The sequence below is a fragment of the Vibrio glycogenivorans genome, assembly GCF_051660965.1.
Classification (GTDB): domain Bacteria; phylum Pseudomonadota; class Gammaproteobacteria; order Enterobacterales; family Vibrionaceae; genus Vibrio.
In genome coordinates this window covers 22,599-41,840 of sequence record NZ_JBPVIS010000016.1, presented here as the reverse complement: position 1 = coordinate 41,840, position 19,242 = coordinate 22,599, and the positions used below count along the sequence as shown (strand labels likewise).

The following is a 19,242-nucleotide window of genomic DNA, read 5'->3' as shown; positions in this document are numbered from 1 at the left end:
CCATACCCCATGCATTCGGCTAAGAAGACCAGACGCCCATTAACGACACTGATCACCCACTCGGTGTTTCTGATGATCGCCGTGTTTGCCGCCCTAGTTCTGTTTCAAAACTATTATGTATCCACCCAAATTATTGGTCGAGAGGCCGATAGGGCCAGCGAGCAGACCTCTGCCTTGATCCAGAGTATTTTCAACTATCACCTTGATGCTCTAGAAATACAGCAAGACACCATTGGCCGCAGTGATTCATTGATTTCGACCATCCGTGGCAATCGCTCTGGTGAGCTGGACCGCTTGTTTGCTGGGCTTGATAATATCAATTCGGATATGGTGCCTGATATCCGGATTATTACCCGTGAGAATCAGGTTTATTGGAACGATGGTAACCATGGCTTTTACGGGATCTCTGACCGCTCCTTGCAAAATTTGACCGAGAATCTCACCCTAGGCAAGCATTGGTACCTGGTGCAAACGCCCTCACAATTGGGGACACGATATATCCTGATGCGTCGCTCACCAGTGCTCGATAGCGCTTCTGGTGAGGTGCTAGCGATGCTCAATGTCGGAGTAGTGCTGAACAATAACCTGCCTTTAATGCTCAAGCTTCGTGATGGGAGTAACTCTCAAGATACGATGCTCGCGGTGGGTTCGACCGTGATTGCCTCGAGCTTTTCCCTAAACCCTGAGTACGACCAACTTGATATTCTGTTGGAGCATTCGAAGAGCCAAAATCACTATAAGCTCACCAGTCATTTGATGGTGCGTAAAACCGACCTGATCTTAAACGACAGTGCGACTTTCCTCAGCATTTACACTATTCGCACTGCCCCCACCTCCTCGTTATTGATTCGTAGCCACATGATAGGCATCGTGGGGCTGTTCTGTATTCTGATCGGGATTACCATTTGGGGGCGTCGTTGGCTAAAGCAAAAGATTGCCATCGAGCTCGAAAGATTGATGAGTTATACCAGTGCACGGGTTGAGCAACGCGACGTGAAAGAGTACACCGGCTCGGCGATTATTGAGTTTGACCGGCTCGGGCATGTGATAGAGAGTGCCTTTTCACGTCTGAGTGAGCAGGAAAAACTGTTTGAGGATTTGTTCAACTTCTCCCTCTCGCCGAGTATTGTTTGGAATGCCAATGGCCAAGTGGTCAGCATGAACCCAGTGGCAAAGCAGCAGTTCGGTAGTGGGATAGAGTCGACCTCGACCTATGCAGAGCTGGTGGAAAGCCTACTCCCTTATGTGCTAAAAGTGGTTGAGGGAGAGGCGGTCGTAGGGATTAATACCGTCGTTGAGGGCAACACCTATCGCTGGAATATCTCTTCTATCTCTTTAGAAAATGGTACTCAGCAAATCATCGCTCAGGCGCAGGACATCTCTTCGCTGGTGGAGGCAGAAAGGCAGACCCAGCGAGCGAAAGAAGCTGCGGAGGAGACCGCGCGTTTGCGGGCCGATTTCCTTGCCAAGATGAGCCACGAGCTTAGAACCCCGCTTAACGGGATCATCGGTGTGTCACAGCTGCTTCACCATGGGCTTAGCCAAGAGCAACATCAAAAGTACGTCGATATCCTTTGTCAAAGCGGTGAGCACCTGCTGGCGGTACTCAACGATATCCTCGATTTCTCCAAGATTGAGCAGGGGCAGTTTACCATTCAGCCGAAGGTGTTTAAGTTGCTTGAAAGCTGCAGGGCGGTAGAGCAGATCTACTCACCATTGTGTGTCGAAAAAGGTGTCGAGCTACACGTACGCATGAATGCGGCGCCGGACTTGAGGATTGTCACCGACCAGGTGCGGCTCAATCAGATCTTGTTTAATTTGGTAAGCAACGCGGTAAAGTTCACTGAACACGGCAGTATCTCGGTAGTGGTTCAGGTGCTCAACCATGATCACATGACCATTGAGGTTCGAGACTCTGGGATCGGGATCTCGGAGTCCGAGCTAGAGATGATCTTTGAGCCGTTTGTTCAGTTGGAGTCCCCTCAAACCCGTCAGCATGGCGGGAGTGGCTTAGGGCTATCGATTGTACGCAGCTTAGTTGACCTGTTGGGGGGCACGATTGATGTTAAAAGTACTAAGGGTCAAGGTACCGACTTTATTTTGACGATACCGATTAAAATCCACAGTAAACATGGCGGTGTTACGCGTTTACCACACACGCCACATAAACCGATTAATTTTGACCATCAAGTGACGGTGCTGCTGGTTGAGGACAATGCCACCAATGCCTTTATTGCTCAGGCGTTTTGTGAGAAGTTTGGCCTCAAGGTTGAGTGGGTGGATGATGGCGCCAAAGCCATTGATGCGATGAAGACCCGTGAATTTGATCTGGTACTGATGGATAATCAGCTGCCAGAGATCAACGGCATCGATGCCACCAAGCTTATCCGCGAGCAACTCAAGCTGACGACACCGATTTTCGCCTGTACCGCCGATGGTCTAGACGAGACGCGCCAAGCTTTCTTGCAGGCTGGGGCAAACTATGTGTTGATCAAGCCCCTTAAAGAGCGCGCGCTGGTTGATGCGCTTAAGTTCTTTCAGCAACACTACTATCAACCGGCTTAATCATGACTCGCTGGTCTGACCGTTTGGGCTCGTTGCTAGCGTGGTAAAACGACTGGCAAGTGTATGCATCTCCGGCATCATGCGATAGATAAGGTGCATCTGCTCGAGTAGCATTCTTGCTGAGCTCTCATCTTCAGTATGCCACTCAGAGAGGCGTCGCTCGATAGAAGCGTCATAGCTTTCACTGCATGTTGTAGACGAAGGCTGCGCAGTCAATTCTGCGCTCACACGCTCTAGCTGTTGATGAATAAAGCGGTGCGCCTCAACCACTAAGCGATGGGTCTCTTCGTTCTCAATCGTCTTGCGATGGGCGCCCATCGCTGAGATGTAGCTGAGCAGGGCATGATTAAGCGTCAGGAAACGATAGCTGTCGTCAATATTCTCTTGATAACGACCGGGCTCGACCAGCATGTTGTTAATGGTGGTGTTGAGTGCCGCGTCTTGGTTGTGCGCTTCACGACGAGAGATGCGATAGTTTAGCGTGTCTCGTTTACCCACACGGTACTGACCGATAACTTGCGTTAAGTAGTCATTGTTCGCATGCAGTGCGTCCGCCATCACCTGAGCCAGTCGCTTAGACTGCCAATCAGGCAGGATAAATCGCACCGCCCCAACGGCGAGTATACAGCCAATTAAGGTATCCGAGAGGCGCGGAAGGACCACAGCGTAGCCCTCACCGAGTTGATGAAAGCTAAACAGCACCAGTAGGGTGATAAACGTGGTGGCGTAGCTGTAATTGTTGATCCGAAAAGCAAAAAACAGCAGCCCGCTGAGTACGATAAACACCAACTGGCTCTCTTGAGAGGGAAACATGGCTAATAGGGGGACACCTATTAGCAGACCTGCAATGGTACCAATCACCCGCGAGGTTAGCTTTTGCCGAGTGGCGCTGTAGTTTGGCTGGCAAACGAACAGCGTGGTGAGCATGATCCAGTAGCCACGCTCTAAATCAAGCAGTTGGATAATCCCATAGCCAAGCGAAAGGGCGACGGAGAGTCGCACCGCGTGACGGAAAAGGATCGAGTCGCGATTCAGATTAGCCTTGAGGCGCTGCCACATCGCTTTGAGCGTATGCGGGTTGGTGTCGTTGAGCTCCTCATCATCTCGCACCTCAGAGCCGCTGTGTTCAATGCTACTAAACTGCTTCTCAACCATCGCTAAGTTGTTGAACAGGTAGCCGAGCTGGGCAAGGGCGATCGGTGAGATACTTGGATGTGGCTGCTTGAGATTGGCATTGCGTAAATACTCAATGGAATTTTGTAGCTCGTCTAACGCGATAACGGACTCGTTAGAGTGTTGATAGCGCGCGTTAAGCTGGATAGCGTCACCCAGTTGGCGACACGCTCGGGCTTGCGTCTCAAGCAGATATTTAAACCGAAACATCACATCTGAGCGCTCAAACTCTTTGGCTAACTCCTGGTAGCGTGAGTGGCTGGAGCTGACTCGCTCATGGATATCTTGTGCTTGGAAATAGATATTGAGTAAGCGCTGATGACGGCGCGGAATATGGCCATGGCGGGTGCGAGAAAGCAGGGTGTTTTTACACTGATTAAGTGCCTCAACTGTGGCAGCATTGAGTTTCGCCTCAGCCAAGCGGTAGGGTTGAGGGGTAAGGTTTGAGACTGGCTGAAATAACTGACTTTTGACCTCGAGATAGTCGGCAAGACAGAAAAACACCTTGGCTGTGCTGTTTTGCACCGGCTGAGAGGGCGCGAGGCCTTGCCACAGGGTAGACATAAGAAAATACCAAGCGGCCCCTGCGAGCAGCCAAGTCGGCTGTGAGCCGAACTCTGGGCTATTGTAGGCACTAAGCATAGTGTAGATCGCCATCAAGATGGAGCCAAAAGCGATACTGGCATAGCGCGGGCCAATCGCCCCTAACATGATGAACATAAAGCAAGAGGTCGCAAGGCCGACAACAAACAGTGGCGGATAGGGAAACAGCCACTCGACGGAGAGGGAAGCCATGCTAAAGCAGATTAGGGTGAGCACAATCGCTCTCATTCGGCGAGAAAAGCGGTCGTCACTGTCTGAGAGCGCGGCGGCGATCACGCCAAGTATCAAAGGGATGGTTAGGTGCCGCTGATCTAGGTACCAGCACGGTAAGACAGCACCCAGCAGGGTGATCAGCATTAAGATACTGTAGTTAAATGTCTTATTCGTCCAACGCCGCTGAAGCTGCTGGGATAAATTAGAGGTTGATGCGGGCACAAGTCATCCGTTGTCTTTGCTCAAGAGGGGGCTATTGTACCGATCATTTTGCGCAGGACTCAACAAAATTACACACTCTTTACCCAATCAAATAGGAGAGATTTTGTTTGTGTAATTACAACGTTATATACTCGGGCTATACCCATTCGATAACCATTATTGCGACCAGCCACCATGCAGCTCAGTGCCAATAAAACCGCGCGATTTTTCGCTCAAAATGAATATCATCATGTTGCTATCTCGGATGCACAGCTGGTGATCTCCTCGCCGATGCTTGAGGAGCGGATCCCTTTTCATGTCTGGAATGGTCAGATAGAGGTCAAGCGCGGTTTTGTTTGGGGGGCGTTGACCTTCTATTCCCATCCAGAGCAGGGTGAGCAGTTGGCTTGGTGCGTTCAGGGGCTGCCTTGGGCGAGCTGCCGTCAATTTGCTCAGCAAGCGGTCACTGTGTACCAAGACTGGCACAATCAGCAATGCGAGCAGTTGAACCAGTGCTTACCCAAGTGGGAAGCGGAGCTACATCGCTTGCGCCATTTACCTGAATTTTTGCCTCATTCACTGGTCGATGACTGGTGTCAACAGGTGACAGCGGATCTGGAAGCGATGAACATGTCATTGCTAGAGGCACAGCATCACAAGGCGCAGCGCATTCAGGCATTGTCGCCATGGCTTCTAGAGTCTGACCCCGAGGTGGCGGCGCGCAATCAGGCTTGGATTGACAAGGAGCGTGACAATTGGGAGGTGCTGTTTAAGCAAATCGAGTCATCGCCACTCAATTTATCGCAGCAGCATGCGGTGCTGCTGAATGACAACCATAATTTGGTTCTTGCGGGAGCAGGGTCGGGCAAGACCAGTGTGCTAACCGCGCGCGTGGCGTATCTACTGCAAAGCCACTTGGCCAGTGCTGAGGATATTTTGCTTATGGCGTTCGGTCGTGATGCGGTCAACGAGATGTCTGAGCGCTTGGGGCAGAAAGTGGGTCTAGCAGCCGATAGTGTCACGGTCAGTACCTTTCATCAGTTGGGCATGCAGATCCTGCGAGAGGTAGAAGGCAAGCCGCCTGAGATCAGCCCAATCGCCACCGATGATAAGTTACGTCAGGCATGGTGTGTCGATTGGTTGAAGAAGCACTGGCTGACAAAAACCAATTTCAAACGTTGGCAAAAACATCTTTCACAGTGGCCGATCGCCTACTTGGCCGGTGATGATGAGCTGGGTTCGAACGTTGAGAACCCACAATTGATCGCTTGGTTGGATAAGCAGCGCAGTCAGCTGGCCGCGATGGCCAAGAGTAAAAAAGATATCCAGCAGTCGTTGGTCTCACATCCAGAGTACTCACGCTTGAACAGCGAGTTAGCACTGGTGTGGCCGTGCTATCAAGCGTGGAAACAGATGCTCAAAGAGACAGGGCAGATTGATTTTAATCTGATGATCAGCCGAGCAACCCAATACGCACAGAAGGGGCGGTTTAAATCCCGTTGGCGACATATCATGGTCGATGAGTATCAAGATACCTCGCCAGAGCGCCTGGCTTTGATTGAGGCACTTTGCCAGTCAAAACACGTTGATGCGGTGCGTCTGTTTGCCGTGGGTGACGATTGGCAGTCGATTTATCAGTTTACTGGCTCAGATGTCAATTTGACTACCGGCTTTGCCGAGCGATTCACCCATTCGACGGTCCACCACCTTGATACCACTTATCGGTTTAACCAAAAGATTGGTGATGTGGCCAATCGCTTTATTCAGGCCAATCCAGCTCAAATTAAGAAGACTCTTAACAGTGCTAAGCAGGTCAAGCGCGCTAGCGTGTTTGTTGCGCCGCAAAGCCGTATTGAGCATCTGCTCGATGAGCTTGACCGTCGCAGCAAGACGCGCAAAAGTGTGCTGCTGCTTGGACGAAACCACTACCATAAACCTGAGCACCTGGACAGTTGGTGTCAAGCCTTCAGCAATCTCGATATTCGCTTTATGACCTGTCACGCCAGTAAGGGTCGAGAAGCTGACTACGTGTTTGTGGTCAATGTCGACAAGGGGCAGTTTCCAACCAAAGATAAGACGGTGCATCTTGATAGTGCGGTATTGCAAGTCGATGACAGCTTTGCCTTTGCAGAAGAGCGGCGTTTGTTCTATGTCGCCTTAACCCGAGCCAAAGAGAAGGTGTGGGTGATGTACAAGACCAGCCCATCGGTGTTTATAGACGAGCTTACCGAGCAGGACTACCCGGTTGAGGTAGTAAAAGGCCGCAATTAAGCGGCCTGTGATTCGTTCAAGGTAGCTAGCTTCAAGGTAATTAGCGTTAAGGTAACTCACTTCAAGCTAACGTTTCTCAAGCCAGTGTCTTAAGGCTGTGCATCGAGGTTATGCATCCACTTAAGACCGATTTCTTGATACTAAGTACGCTTGGCCAGGTAGGCTTCGTAGTCAGGGATCTCGATCACCACCTCTGATTCAAGTAGATTCGATGACACCAAGAAATTGGCCGTAGCGCGGTTGGTGGCCACAGGAATGTTCCAAACACTGGCGATACGCAATAGGGCTTTAACATCTGGGTCGTGCGGAACGGCGTTGAGTGGATCCCAGAAGAAAATCATCATGTCGATCTTGCCCTCAGAGATCAGGGCACCAAGTTGTTGGTCCCCACCCATTGGTCCGCTGATAAAGGTCTTGATCGCGAGCTTTGTTTCTTTGCTTAATAAATGACCAGTCGTGCCTGTCGCGTACAGAAAGTGGCGCTGAAGTTTGTCTTTTTGCTCCGTTACCCAACGAAGCAGCTCTGGTTTGTAGTTGTCGTGTGCAACAAGCGCGATGTGCTTGTGCGCCGGCATGGTGCGAGTGGTTTTTTCCATCGAATTTGACGTCCTAGTTCTTTTTTTGTAGATACCCGATTATGCGCAAAGTCAGTGACATTTTCATTAGCTAAGTTGCATAGATTTGCCAATCAGCTCAAATAGTTGGCAAATTCCAATCAATTGGGATAAACGTCTGTGCTCAAAGAATGACCAGTGCGCCGAATTGGAGTACGAATGGATGGAAAGTGCAGTTACAGTTGCATGGTTGCAGGGGATGAGGGCTAAACGCCCTCAACATAGGATCAGTTTTCTTGCTCTTGGCCTTGGCGATAGTACTGCCATTGCTCAGTCATTTGACCATCTTCTTGTTTGCAATAGGTGACGCGCTTGCCCGCCTCTGATTGGATGACTAATTCACCATTTTGCTCAACACAGTACACAGAAGCTGGGTTTGACACCGCCGTGTACTCACCAACATCGTACTTTTCTTCGAGTTCTGCACAGCCGCTAACCATAAAGCCTACGGCGATTACCATCATGGCCAATTGTGTTTTCATTTATAGGTATCCTCTGTGGTGGACGAGACATGGCTACCATTTAAGTGTAGAAGATGACTGCTAAATCATAGCGATAAACCGTTAGGATATGTTCAGTCGGTCACGTCACTGCATGTTTTTGTCTTCAGCCGGCTAAGTCGCATAGACGATAGGGCTGATAGGGTATTTATTAAATTGGGGGCGAAGCTTAATAAAAGGCGTTGGGATCAATGTCAAAATAGTGCAAGGCAGCGGCTTTGATTTGCAACACAAACGCAGCTCACTGTTAATTTGGGCAAGCGGCTGGAGTTTGATACAATTCGCGCCCTTTAGAGATAATGAGATAGCAGCAGATGAAATTCTCCCAACTAGGCTTAAATGATTTACTGGCACAGCAATTAAGCCAACTTGGCTTTGTCGAGCCGACTGAGGTTCAGCAACAGGCGATACCGCATGTCCTAGCTGGGAAAGATGTACTGGCTGCCGCGCAAACGGGTACTGGCAAAACTGCCGCCTTTGCCTTGCCTATCTTGCATCAGTTACTGGTGTCAGAGCAGGCACTAGAGGAAGGTCGTCAGCCAAGAGTGCTAGTGTTAGTGCCGACTCGAGAGCTTGCCCAGCAGGTATTAGAGAGCATCCAATCGCTGGCGGAGCAAACACACCTTACTTGTGTTGCCCTCTATGGTGGTACCAGCATGGGTGTGCAAACCAATAAGTTAAAAAACGGCTGTGATGTCGTGATTGCGACACCGGGGCGCCTGCTTGATCATCTGTATTGCAAAAACCTCAATCTGAAGTCAATCAGTCATTTTGTCCTCGATGAGGCCGATCGCATGTTGGATATGGGCTTTAAGCCGGATATTCAGCGCCTATTGCGCCTTCTTGGCCAGCAGCCAAGACAGACACTGCTGTTTTCAGCTACCTTCCACCAAGGCATCAAGAATTTTGCCTATCGCCTACTCGATGAGCCTATCGAAGTAGAAGTTTCACCGGCCAACACCACGGCTGAGCTGGTGGAGCAGATTGTTTATCCAGTCGACAAGTCACGCAAAAGTGAGCTACTGGCCTATCTGATTGGCTCCAAAAACTGGCAGCAGGTGTTGGTGTTCACCAAAACCAAACAAGGCAGCGATGCTCTCGCCAAAGAGCTTAAACTGGACGGAATTGAGGCCGTATCGATTAACGGTGATAAGAGCCAGGGTGCCCGTCAGCGCGCACTGGATGAGTTCAAACAGGGCAAGGTGCGAGCACTGATCGCCACGGATGTGGCCGCGCGTGGACTGGATATTCCCCAGCTTGAGCAGGTGGTGAACTACGAGATGCCGTTTAAAGCCGAGGACTATGTACACCGCATCGGCCGCACTGGCAGAGCAGGGCATAAGGGCTTAGCCGTCTCTTTGATGAGCCACGACGAGCAGCGTCTAGTCGATGCAATAGAGCGTCTGCTGGATACCCGCTTGCCACAAGAGTGGCTCGCAGGCTACGAGCCAAAACCTGAGTCAGAGCTCACCCCCGACAAGCCGAAAAAACGCCTAAGCAAAGCCGCGCAGAAAAAAGCCCTCAAAGCACGCCTCGGCTACTCTAACAAACGATAAAAAAGGTGCGAGGAGCGGGTTACACTTCGTTCCGAGGTGCGAGTACTCCCCGTGCGTGGTGAGCTCCGCGCCTCTCGAAGGGCTATGCCCGTACTCGTTTCTCGTAACTGTATTTTAGGTGCGAGTACTCTTCACGCGTTGTGAACCACTCGCTCCTCGAAGGGCAACGCCCGTACCCGCCCCTCGAACCTGTGTTTTAGACCCTGCCTTGCAAAGGGATGATAGTGACAAACTCGCCGGGTTTGACGCTATCGACGCTTGGGGCGACTTCTATCAGACAGTTTGCCTCGCTCATTGAGCGTAAAATTCCTGAGCCTTGAGAGCCGGTAGTGCGCACGGTCAATTGGCCTTGCTGATTAAGCTGGTAGATTCCGCGGCTAAACTCGGTTCTGCCAAGGCGTGAGCGTAGCGATTCGCTTGCAATGGCGGGCACCTTGAGTGGTGTCCAGTCTACCTGACCCTGCATATGGCGAATAGCAGGCTCAACAAAGTTGATAAACGACACCATTACCGCGACCGGGTTGCCGGGCAGACCAAAAAAGGGCTTGTTATTGATTTTGCCAAACGCCAGCGGCCGGCCAGGGCGCATGCTGATGCGCCAAAAATCGATCTGTCCTAGGCGTTTAAGAGCAAGTTTAATGAAGTCGGCATCGCCAACTGAGACACCGCCAGAGGTCAGTACCATATCGGCACTTTGGGCAGCTCCCTCAAGGGCTTGTACCATGAGCGCTTCATCATCCGCGATGATCCCAAGGTCAATCACCTCACAGCCAAGCGTCTGTAAAAGGCCGATCAAGGTAAAGCGATTTGAATCATAGATGGTATTGGTTTTTTGCTCGGAGCCTGGAGCCTGAACCTCATCGCCGGTTGAAAAAATCGCCACTTTCAATTGTCGATGGACTTGGCACTGGTTAAGGCCTAGCGAGGCCAGCATGCCCATCTCGGCAGACTCGATTCGAGTGCCAGCTGAGAACACTTGAGCACCTTGCGCGAGGTCTTCGCCAGCTTGGCGAACATTTTGCCCAGCTTTTATCTTGGCGTTAAACCGCACCTGATCATCGTGCGTTTGTGCTTGCTCACGCATCACCACGGTATCCGCACCTTGTGGTACAGGCGCACCAGTCATGATCTTGACCGCCTCACCCGTTTTCAACGGGAGATCATGGCTATAGCCCGCCATCACCTCAGCGACTACGCGGTAGCTCTCTTGCTCAAGGTCATCGCCGCGGATAGCAAAGCCATCCATCGCTGAATTCGTGTATTGAGGAACATCAATCGGCGAGTGGACGGCTTGGCTCAGTACTCGACCGTAGCTATGCTCAATGTGAATCGCCTCATCACCTGAGATCACGTCAATGGCGTCGAGGATTTTCTCGCGTCCCTCAGTCACTGAGAGAAAGGCAGGCGAGAGTGCATCACAGCTAACTACATTTGATGGCTTGTTTTGAGAGGAGTAGCTTTGTGAGGCGTTGCTTATGTAGTTTTGGACAAATTGACCGATCGCATCAAGGTCGTTGATATCGAGTTGCGGCAGGGGCGAATCTACCTTGGTATCGGCCGCAATGGCGATAATGTTGCTATCGCTTGGGTGTAGCCAGGGTTTGCCGAGCGTCTCGCGGTGAAGCTCGATCTTGGCAAAATCGACCTGTTTGAAGCCCTCGACCAAAATGACATCGAGTTTTTGCGGGTCAAAGCGGCTCAACAGATAGTCAAACTGCGCCTCGCACTCAGGCGTTTCAGTCATTAGGGCGTGGCGATTGCGCGAGGCGACGAGCATCTGTGTTGCCCCAGCCTTGCGCAGGCGATAGCTGTCTTTACCCGGTTTGTCGACATCAAACTCGTGGTGCGCGTGCTTGAGTAGGCCAATGCGCAGTCCTGCTTGGGTTAATTTGGGCAATAGCGCCTCGAGTAAGGTGGTTTTCCCGGTGCCCGAGTAAGCGGCAAACCCCAATATCGGTAGGTTAGGTCTCTGTGTTGTCATTATTTTATGATTCCAAATTGCGCCAATTCCTGTGGCGTATTGAGGTTAACAAAGCAGTTCGGTGAGTCGCTAAAATCGACCGTTTTGGTGTGACACTCTTGGTAGAGGAGGATGATTTTTCGATCGCCCCTTTCAAGAAAGGCCGTCAGTTTTGGCAGTACGCGGCGATGAAACATGGTAAAAACCGGCTGTTGGTGTTCACCGTCATGCGCGACTAAGATATCGCTATCTGGTTCAACGGCTTGGCAAAAGCGTGCAACTATATCGCGATTGATATCGGGGCTGTCACAAGGGACAAAGCCAACCCAATCGGTCTTACTGTTGGATAAACCGGCGTGAATACCGCCTAACGGGCCTGGATAATCAGGGAAGTGATCGCCGACCACCGGAGCAAGCGCAGCATAGCGCTGTTGATTGCGGTTGGCGTTGATGGTGATCCGCTCGGTTTGTGGTTTGAGGCGTTCGATAACAAAGTGAATCAAGGGCTTGCCGTTAAGCTCAATCAGTCCCTTGTCCGTCCCACCCATGCGGCTAGCCTGACCGCCAGCGAGTATTACCCAGCTAGTTTCCTTTGGCTGAAGCATATGTATGGTCCCTTTTTGATTGCTTAACGACTTGCAGTAATGGCGACTCGATTAGGGTGGTGTCCTTTATCCACCACTGTTTGCTGCATAACGCAGTTAGGGCATTGGTTTGGTGACTGGTGATCACCAGACTTGCCCCTCGTTGTAGCAGGTCTTGCGCCATGCTCACCAAGCGGTCGATAGACTCCTTATCCAGAGAGGCACTGGGTTCATCCATCAGTAGGATTGAGGGTTTGAGTATCCAAGCACGCGCCATTGCCACGCGCTGCTTTTCCCCTCCTGACAGCACTGAGATGTGCTCATCGGCGAGGGTTTCTAAACCAACCAGGCGCAGGGCGTGGATCACCTGAGCCCGCTTATCATGTGAGGGCATCGCGTGGAAGCGGATACCGTACACTACGTTTTGATAGACGCTGCCATCAAACAAGTACGGGGACTGGTGAAGGTAGATGATATCGTGAGTACCTGGGCGGCGGCGCAGGCGCTGATACCAACGACTATCACTGCCGTTGATGGTGCCTGTGGTTGGCTTTTGCAGCCCGGATAAGATCTTAAGCAGGGTTGTCTTGCCAACGCCGTTGGCACCTCTCAAATAGACCGCTTCATTGGGACCAATAGACAGCTCAGGAATATGAAACAAAACACGCTCTTTAAAGCGCATCTCGAGTTGCTGTGCAGTTATTTTTATCGTCATACAGCATCCTTAGGTGCGAAGATAGCCACGCCCGCTCATGCTTGAGAGCAGAAAGTTGAGGATTAAGGCGAGCGAGAGTAAAACAATGCCCAAAGCCACCCCTTGAGCAAAGGCGCCTTTGTGGCTCTCCATCGCAATTGCGGTGGGGATATTACGGGTTGAGCCCATAATATTACCCCCGACCATCATCGAGCAACCGACTTCGGTGACGATGCGAGAAAACGCCGCAATCGCAGCGGCAAGCAGTGGGAAGCGATGCTCCCAGACCATGGTGGATGCGATACGCATTGGCGATGCCCCCAGAGTTCTTGCTGTCTCAATAGCGCGTCGATCACTCGATTGCAGCGCGCCATACATCATCGATACCAGTACGGGAAAACAGATCAGCATCTGACCCAGTATCATCGCCTTTTGGGTAAACAGCATCTGCCAATCACCCAAGGGGCCGGCACGTGAAAGCATCATGTAAAGCAGCAAGCCGATCACCACAGTGGGGATCGACTGCATGGTATTAACAATGGACAGTAAAAACCACTTACCCCAAAAGTTGGTATAAGCCAGCACGAACGACAACAGGGTGGCTGGAATGATGACCAACAAGATCGCAGACAGAGAAACGCTGAACGAAACCGCAACAATCTCCCACAGCGGTTGGTCAAAACGGACCAACAGCGCCAGTGCGTCGAGTGTGGTTTGCCAAATATCCATGATCTAATACTAACTACTTTTCTTCTGTTGTCGCAGCGTTTGCCATAAACAGCTGCTGGCCATTAAGCTGGAATGAGTTGATTAACTGCTGACCTCTATCGTTGACCAACCAATCGCTAAAGGCTTTGGCTCCCGTATGGTTCAAATCTGGGTAGCGTTGTGGGTTGACCAAAATAACTTGATAGGGATTAAACAACAGTTTATCACCTTCTAGCACGATAGCTAGGTCAAGGTTGTTATGATACGCCAGCCAAGTGCCGCGATCAGTGAGGGTATAGGCTTGCATCTCAGATGACATGTTAAGGGTAGGTCCCATTCCCTGGCCAACAGAGCGATAGGCAGAAAACTCTGGGGTGACACCGGCAATTGACCAAAGCGTCAGCTCTTTTTTATGTGTGCCAGAGTCGTCACCACGCGAGACAAACAACTCATTACGCTCGGCAATCTGAGCAAAGGCGGTAGTGACCTGCTCGACCTTTTGCAGTTGTGCGGGATCGGTTTTTGGGCCAACGACCACAAAGTCATTGTACATTAGCGCTTTCGGCTCAATGCCATAACCGGCTTCCACGAATGCCTGCTCGGCTTGAGGCGCATGCGTCATCAAGATATCCACATCACCGTTTTCGCCCATTTTTAGCGCTTTGCCAGTCCCTGCTGCAATGACGTCAACATGATAGCCAGTCTCTTTTTTGAACTCTGGTATTAGGTAATCAAGTAGCCCGGAGTGATAGGTGCTGGTGGTAGTCGCAAGGCGAACTCGTGGCAGTTCATCGGCAAAAGTGCTTGGGGCCGTGACGAAAACCAGTGAGGTAACCACTAGCGAGAAAAGCGTGCTCTTCATTGAAATATCCTTTTTCTGCATGTTTTGATTGGTGGGGAAGAAAGTCAAACGGTTAACCGATGCATTCGGTATTGTTTTAACGTCAACAAACAGTTACATCATGATTTGTATGACAATTACTCCATTCTACCTAGGAATTCAAACAACTCAAATTTAAACCTAATTCCTAGTTAAAATTTGAAGTGGGACAAAATGTCGTAGCGCACACGTTAGCCTAAGCGCGTATCGCTGATACACTTTGTCTCATGAGTTAGAAAATACAGCATGGAAGTTATGCCACAATCATTTACGGTTGACTCAAACCCACCTCACAAGTTCGAAGCCTTTTCGGTTTTGGTGGTGGATGACGAGCAAGGAATGCAGGCCATACTGCGTAAAGCGTTGGGAAAATGGTTCTCTAAGGTCGATACTGCCTCCAGTGTCGAACAGGCAGAGGGCTTGCGTGGTGACAATCACTACGACCTTATCATTCTTGATATTAATCTGCCCGGCCGCTCAGGTATTGAGTGGGAAGAGGCGTTCAACGATGAAGGCAAGCGTGCCGATGTGATCTTTATGACCGGGTATGCCGACCTAGAGACCGCAATCTCAGCGCTTAAGTTAGGGGCGAGTGACTTTATCCTCAAGCCCTTTAATCTCAGTCAAATGCTCCAAGCGGTGCAACGTTGCATGGACAAGCGCCTAGAGGAGCGCTATCAATATGCACTCAAGCGTGACCTAGAGCGACGCATCACCTCAGATATCATTGGTCAATCGAGCAGTACTCAAGAGCTGAAACAGCGGATCAGCCAGTTTGCTCCTTCGCGTGCGTCGGTATTGATCGAGGGGGAGTCTGGGGTGGGCAAAGAGCTGGTGGCAAGAGGCATCCACGCTGCCAGTGAACGCGCTGGTCCTTTTGTTCCGGTCAATTGCGGTGCGATCGCCCCAGAGTTGCTAGAGAGTGAGCTGTTTGGGCATACCTCAGGCGCCTTTACCGGGGCCAAGAAAAACCGTGAGGGACTGTTTCGCGTCGCCAATAACGGCACACTATTTCTCGATGAAATTGGTGAAATGCCACTCAATATGCAGACTGCGTTGCTGAGAGTTCTCGAGCAACGCAGTATTCGACCCGTAGGTGGGGAAAAGGAGATTGGAGTTGATGTGCGTGTCGTTGCGGCAACCAATCGCGATCTCAAGCAGCGGGTTGATCAAGGCGAGTTTCGCGCCGACCTCTATTACCGGCTGAATGTGCTGAAGATAGATGTCACGCCACTGCGTGAACGTAAGCAAGACCTGGATGAACTTGTGCCTCACTTCGTCAAGCAATTAGCCAGCGAGCTGGGCGTTCGCGAGCCCAATTGGGCTCATGAGGATATGATGGCATTGCACGCTTATCATTGGCCGGGAAATGTGCGCGAGCTGAAAAATATTATCGAGCGCTGCCTGCTTCTGTCGATGCCTCCAGCGCACCATTGGGACGGGGAAGTGAGGCCGAGCAAACCCGATGAGAGTCGCGTTTGTGAGCAGCGCTCTGAGCCAGAGAACAGCGGGGTGGGCGGCTATCCTAACCAGTGGAGTCTCAAACAGGTCGAGCGGGCACATATTGAGCAGTTGGTTGCTTATCATGCCGGGAATAAGTCGGCGGCGGCACGCTCGCTTGGCGTGGCGCGAAAAACTCTTGAGAGAAAATTCAAAGAGTGGGATTTGGATCAGTATGATGACTAAGTCACCCGAGTCTCATCGTCAAAATCCCATGGCTAAGTGGCTTGCTAAGTGGCGCTTTCACTTTAAAACCATGGTGCGCTATCGGTTGCTGGTGCTGACCTCTGCGCCAATCATTCTTACCCTGATAGCCCTGATTGGTATCACCATCTATTGGTCGATTCACTACACCTGGAACAGTGCGCTGACCGATGTCTCTGAGCGGTTGGGCGCGGCGAGACAAAGCCTTCAGGTCCTGCAAAATGCGCAGAGTCAGCGCTTGGATGCCTTTACCCACTCCTATGCGTTTCAAACCAAGCTTCGTGAGTCTCAATCTCAGCAGCAACTGGCACAATGGGTGACAGAGCAACAGCGTGACTATCCACTTGATTATCTGCGCTACTATCCTGCGTTAAATGCCACTGGGTTGCACGCTCAGGCTGAGGCGCGCGATGACGGGGCATTTTTTGACCTGCTCTCAAGTGAGCAACTGACCGCCATCGATCCTCAACTTGCACTTAGGGCGAGGATAAAATCGATAGAGGGCGAGGTCATTGAAACGCGCGGCTTAGTCAGTCGTGTTGTTCAAACCGTGTATAGGCCGGGTAGTACTGAAGTGATTGGCGTGCTTGAGGCAGGTTTGCTGCTCAACAACAGCACCCAATTGGTTGATCAACTGCGCAGTGTTCTTTATCCGCTTCAATCTGAGCAGGGGCGTCCACTGGGTACTCTGACCCTGTTTCTTGAGGATCTTCGGGTTAGCACCAATGTGCCTTTGGATAGTGAGCGTCAAGTAGGGCGTGCGATTGGTACTGAGGTGTCTGAGCAGGTTAGGCAAGCGGTGCTGATCAATGGTGAAAGCTGGGTGGATCGCGCTTTTGTCTATGATGCATGGTATATCAGTGCCTATCAGCCTATTTTCGACCAAGATCGCCAAGTAGTCGGGATGCTCTATACCGGTTATCTGTTGTGGCCGTTTGTCAAAACCTATTTCACCACTCTGGTTGAGATAGGGCTTGTCACTCTGTTGCTACTGCTAGGTTCTGGCTTTTTAGTCTACCGTGGTTCGCGCGATCTATTTCGCCCTATCGAGCGCATCCATCGCGTGGTTAAGCTTGTTCAGTTGGGCAAGATTAAACGCATTGGTGAGTTGGGGTTAGACCCACGCCACGAACTGGCACAATTAGCCAAACAGTTCGATAACATGCTTGATTTGCTTGAAAAACGTCAGGCACAGATTGAGGCCGCGGCGCAGGGCTTAGAAGAGAAGGTGATGCAGCGCACCGCCAGTCTCAAAGAAAAAACCGAGCAGCTAGAATTTCATATCGCCCTGCTGAACCAAACTCGAGACAAGCTGGTGACCAGTGAAAAACTCGCTGCGCTCGGTGGACTGACGGCAGGGATCGCCCATGAGATCAATAATCCGACCGCGGTGATCCTCGGCAATGTGGAGCTGATCAAGTTTGAGTTGGGAGACGATGCTAAGCAGATAGATGAAGAGATCTCAGCGATCATGTTGCAGATAGATAGGATCCGCAACATCACCAAAAGTCTGCTGCAGTATAGTCGTCAGGGGGGTATCCAAGATGAGATAACCTGGCAGTACGTCAACCCAATCATCGATGAGAGTATCACCTTAGTCAAGGCGGGGGCTAAGCGCAAAGATATTGTGTTTGTGCGCCAACTGGAGGCACAGGCATCGGTGGAGGTGAATCGCCACCAGTTACTGCAGGTGCTGGTTAACTTGCAGGTCAATGCGATTCATGCGATGCAAGGCAAGGGGCAATTGACGATTCGCAGTCGCGATTGGCAAGAGGGTGGTCAAGCACTCGGTGCGATTATCGATATCGAGGATCAAGGCTGCGGGATCAAACCGGAGCAACTCAAGCGAATCTTTGACCCCTTTTACACCACCAAACGCGAGGGCACAGGGCTGGGCTTATCGGTTTCACAGAGTATTTTAAGCCAGACTGGGGGTGAGATCCGCGTCAGCTCAGAGTTTGGCGTGGGAAGCTGTTTTAGCGTCTATTTGCCAAAGAAATCCGGCGCGGAGCTCGCGGTTAACTTGCTTGAGTAAGCCAATTAATAAAGCGTATTTCTACGGTTTCTTGAGTAGTTGGCGTGGATTAAATCCAGTCACCATCATGGTTCCGGATAAGATTAGAATAGTACCGGCAATGGTGTTAAACCCAATAGGCTCGTCGAGAAATAGATAGCCCCATAAGATGCCGAAAATGGGGATCAAGAAGGTTACCGAGAGTGCTGAAGCCGGCCCCTCGTCACTGACCAAGCGGAAAAACAGCAGATACGCATAACCCGTGCAGATGATGCCAAGCAGAGTCACAGAGGTCCACTCGATTGGGCTTGGCGCTCCACGCATTGGCATAAACAGTAGCAGTGGCAGCATCCAAAAGGTGGCGGCCCACATGCTGCCATGCGCATTACTGAACGACTCAATCGTCGGGGCTTTCTTGGTATAGTTGGTGGCAAGTCCATAGCTAAAGGCAGCCATGACACCGGCCATAATCGGTATAATTGACTCTGAGCCAATCCGAGCGCCATCAACCCCGACTAAGATAGCCACCCCGCTGATACCAAGCAGTAAGCCAATCATACCTTGCTTATGAATTTTTGCCCCAAACCAGAAAAAGGCGATGATCGCCCCCCAAATGGCGGCGGTTGAGTTGAGAATTGACAGTGTCGAGGCATTAAGGGTCTGTGCAGCATAGGCAAACAGAGTAAACGGCAGGGCGGTATTTAATAGTCCCAAGGTGAAAAAGTGTCTGCGATGTTGCTTAAAGGCCAGTTGCTTTTTCAAGCAGCGCGCGGCAATGATCAGAAACAGCAGGCCAAAGCCAACCCGGAATTCGATGAGAAACGCCGGACCAAACGTATTGGCCGCAATACGCGTAAACAAAAACGAGCCACCCCAAATAGCCGCTAGTAACACCAACCTCAGAAAGCTATTGATTGACATAATAATCCCAACACTCTGATTAAAAAGACGAAATATACCCAAGTTCACTTTAAATGTCATTGAGTGAAATGGAGTGGCCTG

Annotated in this window: 14 protein-coding genes; 5 read left to right on the top strand and 9 right to left on the bottom strand. The window is 51.0% G+C overall.

All coding sequences use genetic code 11. The features are described from left to right. Positions 1-9: 9 nt before the first annotated feature. Positions 10-2,565 (top strand): LuxQ periplasmic sensor domain-containing protein, encoded by a 2,556-nt coding sequence (locus ACSTTG_RS21385; RefSeq protein ID WP_438476220.1) that lies wholly within the window; start codon positions 10-12, stop codon positions 2,563-2,565. On the opposite strand, the gene yccS is transcribed toward ACSTTG_RS21385, so the two are convergent. Beyond that, complete coding sequence (gene yccS, locus ACSTTG_RS21380; RefSeq protein WP_438476218.1) at positions 2,566-4,776, bottom strand: YccS family putative transporter; 2,211 nt, start codon at positions 4,774-4,776, stop codon at positions 2,566-2,568. Positions 4,777-4,950: 174 nt separating this feature from the next. Between yccS and helD the strand changes: the two genes are divergently transcribed. Beyond that, a complete protein-coding gene (helD, locus tag ACSTTG_RS21375; protein ID WP_438476246.1) occupies positions 4,951-7,026 on the top strand; it encodes a DNA helicase IV in 2,076 nt (691 codons plus the stop codon). A gap of 140 nt (positions 7,027-7,166) precedes the next feature. Here helD and ACSTTG_RS21370 read toward each other — a convergent pair whose 3' ends face one another. Both ACSTTG_RS21370 and ACSTTG_RS21365 read right to left on the bottom strand, forming a co-directional pair. Next, the gene (locus ACSTTG_RS21370; protein WP_438461025.1) at positions 7,167-7,622 is read right to left on the bottom strand and encodes a methylglyoxal synthase; all 456 of its coding nucleotides are present in this window, start codon (positions 7,620-7,622) and stop codon (positions 7,167-7,169) included. Positions 7,623-7,867: 245 nt separating this feature from the next. Further along, positions 7,868-8,122: a putative hemolysin gene (locus ACSTTG_RS21365; RefSeq protein ID WP_438461026.1), complete on the bottom strand. Its 255-nt coding sequence runs from the start codon at positions 8,120-8,122 to the stop codon at positions 7,868-7,870. A 332-nt stretch (positions 8,123-8,454) separates the two neighbouring features. On the opposite strand from ACSTTG_RS21365, the gene ACSTTG_RS21360 reads away from it, so the two are divergent. Beyond that, positions 8,455-9,696 carry a DEAD/DEAH box helicase gene (locus ACSTTG_RS21360; RefSeq protein WP_438476216.1) on the top strand — a complete coding sequence of 414 codons (1,242 nt, stop codon included), beginning with the start codon at positions 8,455-8,457 and terminating at the stop codon, positions 9,694-9,696. Positions 9,697-9,892: 196 nt separating this feature from the next. Here ACSTTG_RS21360 and ACSTTG_RS21355 read toward each other — a convergent pair whose 3' ends face one another. From ACSTTG_RS21355 to ACSTTG_RS21335, 5 genes are read right to left on the bottom strand one after another with little or no spacing between them, the layout of a single operon-like run. Next, entirely contained in the window at positions 9,893-11,677 is a 1,785-nt protein-coding gene (locus ACSTTG_RS21355; RefSeq protein WP_438476215.1) for a bifunctional molybdopterin-guanine dinucleotide biosynthesis adaptor protein MobB/molybdopterin molybdotransferase MoeA, read from the bottom strand. Continuing rightward, on the bottom strand, positions 11,677-12,261 hold the full coding sequence (mobA, locus tag ACSTTG_RS21350) for a molybdenum cofactor guanylyltransferase MobA (RefSeq protein ID WP_438476213.1): 585 nt from the start codon (positions 12,259-12,261) through the stop codon (positions 11,677-11,679). The genes ACSTTG_RS21355 and mobA overlap by 1 nt, the downstream gene beginning before the upstream one ends. Beyond that, a complete protein-coding gene (locus ACSTTG_RS21345; RefSeq protein ID WP_438476212.1) occupies positions 12,239-12,955 on the bottom strand; it encodes an energy-coupling factor ABC transporter ATP-binding protein in 717 nt (238 codons plus the stop codon). Before ACSTTG_RS21345 ends, mobA begins: the two co-directional genes overlap by 23 nt. A gap of 9 nt (positions 12,956-12,964) precedes the next feature. Next, positions 12,965-13,663 (bottom strand): ABC transporter permease, encoded by a 699-nt coding sequence (locus tag ACSTTG_RS21340; RefSeq protein ID WP_438461032.1) that lies wholly within the window; start codon positions 13,661-13,663, stop codon positions 12,965-12,967. Between the two features lie 13 nt (positions 13,664-13,676). Further along, a complete protein-coding gene (locus tag ACSTTG_RS21335; protein ID WP_438476210.1) occupies positions 13,677-14,504 on the bottom strand; it encodes an ABC transporter substrate-binding protein in 828 nt (275 codons plus the stop codon). 273 nt (positions 14,505-14,777) lie between these two features. Here ACSTTG_RS21335 and ACSTTG_RS21330 point away from each other — a divergent pair, with 273 nt between their 5' ends. After that, positions 14,778-16,208, top strand: coding sequence for a sigma-54-dependent transcriptional regulator (locus ACSTTG_RS21330; protein ID WP_438476209.1), 1,431 nt, complete (start codon positions 14,778-14,780; stop codon positions 16,206-16,208). Positions 16,209-16,236: 28 nt separating this feature from the next. Continuing rightward, on the top strand, positions 16,237-18,261 hold the full coding sequence (locus ACSTTG_RS21325; protein ID WP_438476244.1) for a sensor histidine kinase: 2,025 nt from the start codon (positions 16,237-16,239) through the stop codon (positions 18,259-18,261). Positions 18,262-18,282: 21 nt separating this feature from the next. Here ACSTTG_RS21325 and ACSTTG_RS21320 read toward each other — a convergent pair whose 3' ends face one another. Next, positions 18,283-19,161 carry a DMT family transporter gene (locus ACSTTG_RS21320; RefSeq protein WP_438476208.1) on the bottom strand — a complete coding sequence of 293 codons (879 nt, stop codon included), beginning with the start codon at positions 19,159-19,161 and terminating at the stop codon, positions 18,283-18,285. Positions 19,162-19,242 lie beyond the last annotated feature (81 nt).

Excerpts from the sequence above, each read along its gene's own strand:
- ACSTTG_RS21385 (WP_438476220.1), top strand. The coding sequence starts at position 10 with ATGCATTCGGCTAAGAAGACCAGACGCCCATTAACGACACTGATCACC.
- helD (WP_438476246.1), top strand. The coding sequence starts at position 4,951 with ATGCAGCTCAGTGCCAATAAAACCGCGCGATTTTTCGCTCAAAATGAA.
- ACSTTG_RS21370 (WP_438461025.1), bottom strand. The coding sequence starts at position 7,622 with ATGGAAAAAACCACTCGCACCATGCCGGCGCACAAGCACATCGCGCTT.
- ACSTTG_RS21365 (WP_438461026.1), bottom strand. The coding sequence starts at position 8,122 with ATGAAAACACAATTGGCCATGATGGTAATCGCCGTAGGCTTTATGGTT.
- ACSTTG_RS21360 (WP_438476216.1), top strand. The coding sequence starts at position 8,455 with ATGAAATTCTCCCAACTAGGCTTAAATGATTTACTGGCACAGCAATTA.
- ACSTTG_RS21355 (WP_438476215.1), bottom strand. The coding sequence starts at position 11,677 with ATGACAACACAGAGACCTAACCTACCGATATTGGGGTTTGCCGCTTAC.
- mobA (WP_438476213.1), bottom strand. The coding sequence starts at position 12,261 with ATGCTTCAGCCAAAGGAAACTAGCTGGGTAATACTCGCTGGCGGTCAG.
- ACSTTG_RS21345 (WP_438476212.1), bottom strand. The coding sequence starts at position 12,955 with ATGACGATAAAAATAACTGCACAGCAACTCGAGATGCGCTTTAAAGAG.
- ACSTTG_RS21340 (WP_438461032.1), bottom strand. The coding sequence starts at position 13,663 with ATGGATATTTGGCAAACCACACTCGACGCACTGGCGCTGTTGGTCCGT.
- ACSTTG_RS21335 (WP_438476210.1), bottom strand. The coding sequence starts at position 14,504 with ATGAAGAGCACGCTTTTCTCGCTAGTGGTTACCTCACTGGTTTTCGTC.
- ACSTTG_RS21330 (WP_438476209.1), top strand. The coding sequence starts at position 14,778 with ATGCCACAATCATTTACGGTTGACTCAAACCCACCTCACAAGTTCGAA.
- ACSTTG_RS21325 (WP_438476244.1), top strand. The coding sequence starts at position 16,237 with ATGGCTAAGTGGCTTGCTAAGTGGCGCTTTCACTTTAAAACCATGGTG.
- ACSTTG_RS21320 (WP_438476208.1), bottom strand. The coding sequence starts at position 19,161 with ATGTCAATCAATAGCTTTCTGAGGTTGGTGTTACTAGCGGCTATTTGG.